The sequence below is a fragment of the Chrysiogenia bacterium genome, from assembly GCA_020434085.1.
Taxonomy (GTDB): domain Bacteria; phylum JAGRBM01; class JAGRBM01; order JAGRBM01; family JAGRBM01; genus JAGRBM01.
On sequence record JAGRBM010000252.1, the window covers coordinates 1 to 3,511 of the forward strand.

The 3,511-nt window shown below is 61.0% G+C and carries 4 protein-coding genes; all 4 read right to left on the reverse strand.

The features are described from left to right. On the reverse strand, window positions 1–518 hold a 518-nt coding region (locus KDH09_08320; protein MCB0219682.1), incomplete at its 3' end, for a hypothetical protein. 75 nt (window positions 519–593) lie between these two features. Then, on the reverse strand, window positions 594–1,388 hold the full coding sequence (locus KDH09_08325; protein ID MCB0219683.1) for a cytochrome C: 795 nt from the start codon (window positions 1,386–1,388) through the stop codon (window positions 594–596). Window positions 1,389–1,735: 347 nt separating this feature from the next. Continuing rightward, on the reverse strand, window positions 1,736–2,404 hold the full coding sequence (locus KDH09_08330; GenBank protein MCB0219684.1) for a cytochrome b N-terminal domain-containing protein: 669 nt from the start codon (window positions 2,402–2,404) through the stop codon (window positions 1,736–1,738). 261 nt (window positions 2,405–2,665) lie between these two features. Further along, a complete protein-coding gene (locus KDH09_08335) occupies window positions 2,666–3,262 on the reverse strand; it encodes a ubiquinol-cytochrome c reductase iron-sulfur subunit (protein MCB0219685.1) in 597 nt (198 codons plus the stop codon). Window positions 3,263–3,511: the final 249 nt, after the last annotated feature.

Here is a 3,511-nt window from a genome sequence, read left to right on the forward strand (position 1 = left end):
GACTCGGCCTTGGCATTGCTGACCTCGAGTTCGGTAGCCTCGCCGCGGGCGGCCTGCTCTTCGAGTGTCTTCTCTTTCTTGAGCGCTTCCTCGTAGAAGAAGGCGTGCTCGACATCGAGGCTCTTGAAGATCTTCCAGTCCTGCACGGCCAGGTAGACGGTGCGCTCCTGCTTCTTGATCTGGTCTTCGATCGACACATACTCGGAGCTGCTCATCACAGCCTTGGCTTCCTGCAGCTTCTGTTCGATCTGCGGGAGCGGCGGGAGCTTGTCGACACCGTCGGGAAGGGTCGTCTCACTCTGGAGACGCGCGACTTCCGCTTCGATCTCGGCGCGGACCTGGTCGGCGGCAATGTTCTCGAACTCGGCCTGGTACTGCTTCCAGACACGTTTGGCGCCGACCTCATTGATGACGGCCCAAATCGACAGCAGGAAGAGGATGGCGGCCAGCGTAAAGAACGGGACGCTCATCGAGGTTTGTTCGACCGATTTGGTCCGGGGTTTCTGCTCGTTGCTCATTTGTGTCTCAACCTTCCCCTGAGAAAGGTGCGGGAATCATTTTCAGTTTCCAGCAATCGTTCCGATGCACCCTGACTAGATCTTGAACCAGGGCGTCACCCACAGGTACTTCAGATTGAAGAACCAGCGGAGCACCATCTTCACCGGCAGGAACAGCATCAGCGAATAGTGAATCGCGGTGACCCAGTAACGCGTGGCGCCCATCTGTGCGACGGTCTCACGGTACGTCGGTCCAAAAACCTTGTTCAGAAGCGGAATCTTCTTGCCGGCGTCGCTGGCCATAATCCAGCCGAGAACCGGCAGTCCCATCGTGAGTGCGCCCACGATGATTCCGCCCAGAATGTCCACGCCGCCGATCTTCATGTAGGGCGAAATCTTGGCGAAGATCCACCAGTCGACCAGGTCGACGTTGGTGAGCGCTTTGACAAGATGCGGATCCCAGTAGTCCCACGGAGCAAAGAAGTTCCAGCCCGGGCCGCGCATGAACACGCCTACTTCAATGAGCATGATCCACAGCACCAGGAAGCCGAACAGGAAGCTGTTGATCGCGAACTTGCGCTCCCGGTAGGTGTAGTAGCCGTTGCCTTTGGGATTGACGTCGATGTAGGGCAGCACCATCAGACCGGTGATGATGAACTGCGGAAGGATCACCCCCGCCATCCAGGGATCGAAGTAAACGAGCATCTCCTGCAGACCCAGGAAATACCACGGCGCCTTCGAGGGGTTGGGCGTGCGCGCGGGATTGGCCGGCTCTTCAAGCGGTGCGTCCACGATCAACGACCAGGCCAGCAGCAGCGCCGTCACGAGAATTCCGGCGAGGAACTCGATGCGCACCAGATAAGGCCAGACGTAGACCTTGTCCTTGGCCATCTCGAGGGCTTTGGCCGGGTTGGTTGTCTTGATGGTGTAGGCAGTCGGCTTGACCGCATCGGCGGGGCGAACCGTGCCGGGCGCGGGCGGCTCGCCCGTTCCAGCGGCGGCCTGCACCTGCTCCTTGCGCTCCTGGGCCGCGGCTTCTGCCACGCTGGGGGCCGATGCCTGCGCAGGGGCCTCCGCCTTCGGCGCTTCGGGCTCCTGGCCCTCGGCGGCTGCCTGATCCTTGTTTTCTTCGTCAGCCATGTCTTCTTCCCACTCGGGCGGGTTTCCCCTGTCCCCTTGGTGTCGGTCCTAGCTCTTGTCTCGTCGCGGCCCCGGTGGGCCTTCGGTCAAACCGGGGCTCAAAGAGGCCCGGAGATGCCGCCGTCCTTACGGATGCGCCAGAAGTGCAGAATCATCAGCATTGCCGCGGCAATGGGAATCACGATGCAGTGAAGCACGTAGAAACGCAGCAGCGTGGCGGGCGCCACGATCGTGCCCGCGAGCATGATCGAGCGCGCGTCGTAGCGGCTGCCGATTCCGAGCTGCGCCGCGAACGGGCCCTCGTGTCCGAGCAGCGGCGTGGCACGCGCCATGTTCGAGGCCACGGTGATCGCCCAGATGGCGAGCTGGTCCCACGGCAGCAGGTAACCGGTGAACGAGAGCAGCAGGGTGAACGTAATCAGCAGGATGCCGACCACCCAGTTGAACTCGCGCGGCGGCTTGTAGGAACCGGTCATGAACACACGGAACATGTGGAGCATGACCGTAATGACCATCGAGTGGGCCGCCCATCTGTGCATGTTTCTGACCACCGCACCGAAAGGCACGTCGTGCATCAAATACTTCAAATCGTAGTAGGCGTATTCGCCGGTGGGGCGGTAGTAGAACATGAGCACCACGCCGGTAACTAGCGTGACGAGGAAGAGCAGGAAGGTAATCCCGCCCATGCACCAGGTGAACTTGATGCGCACCGCATGGCGGCGCATCTTCGGTGGATGAAGGTGCAACCAGACGTTGCCCAGGATCATGAGCTGGCGGTTACGACCGGTGTCGGCGTAACCATGGCGGAAGGCGCTCTTCCAGACCTGGGACTCGCTGATGTTCTTGGCGATCTTCTGGCCCTGCGATTCCTCGCTGGGCTCTACCGGCTTCGGTTCGTCAGCCACTTGTTTCTAGCCTCTCGCTGTTTGTCGCCCGCCCGCGCTCGTCACGTGGGGTCGGGCGGCTGGTCTCAAATCATGCGCTCCCCAGTCCGGCGGGAGCGGCTCCGACGCAATCTTCTGTAAAGATCAGACAGGCAGGTACGAACCCGGCTTGCCCCACTCACCCTTTTCGGAGAGATACTTCTTCGACTTGTCGATCAGGATTTGCCCGTCTTCAGCCAGGCCGATCTTCCAGCGCTCGAGCGGACGCGGCGCGGGGCCCTCGAAGTTGATGCCTTCCTTGGTGAAACCCGAACCGTGGCACGGGCACTTGTATTTTTCTTCACTGGCCAGCCAGCGCGGCGTGCAGCCAAGGTGGGTGCAGATCGCGGAGATCGCGACGAGGCCGCCTTCCTCGGGGAGGTTGGCAATCCACACGCGCTGGGAGGGGATGTACTTCTCGCTGACCGTTCCCGGGGGATACTCGTTGGGGAAGCCCGCCTTGAAGGTCGGGTCCGGCTCAAACAGGACGCGCGGGAACATGAAGCGAAGGAAGCCGATGCCGCCGACGCTGAGCGAACCCAGAAACATCGCCCAGCCGGTCAGACTGAAGAAATCGCGGCGCGTCCAGATGTGGTCGTCCGAGAGACGATCGGGCGGAAGGCCCAGGATGCGTTCCTTCTTCTTCTTGGGCGGGGGACGCTTGACGGGGTTGGACTGCGCAGTTGCTGCCTCTGATGCCATGGAAGTTTCTCCGTATCCCTAATAAGCGGGGCGATGCCGTGGGTTGTAGCTGTCAGAACCCGGGGCCTCCGGCGTGTGTCTGGAGACCGGTCATCACCACTTGCGAACGACGTGAGGCCGCCGATAAATGATAAGGACGTGCAGGTGCGGCCCTCACGCCACCCTACGCGCGGCGCATTATAATAATTGGTCCCAACGTGTCAAACCGCAGTCCACCTTACTTTTTCAATCATTTCAGGTGGTTGCACC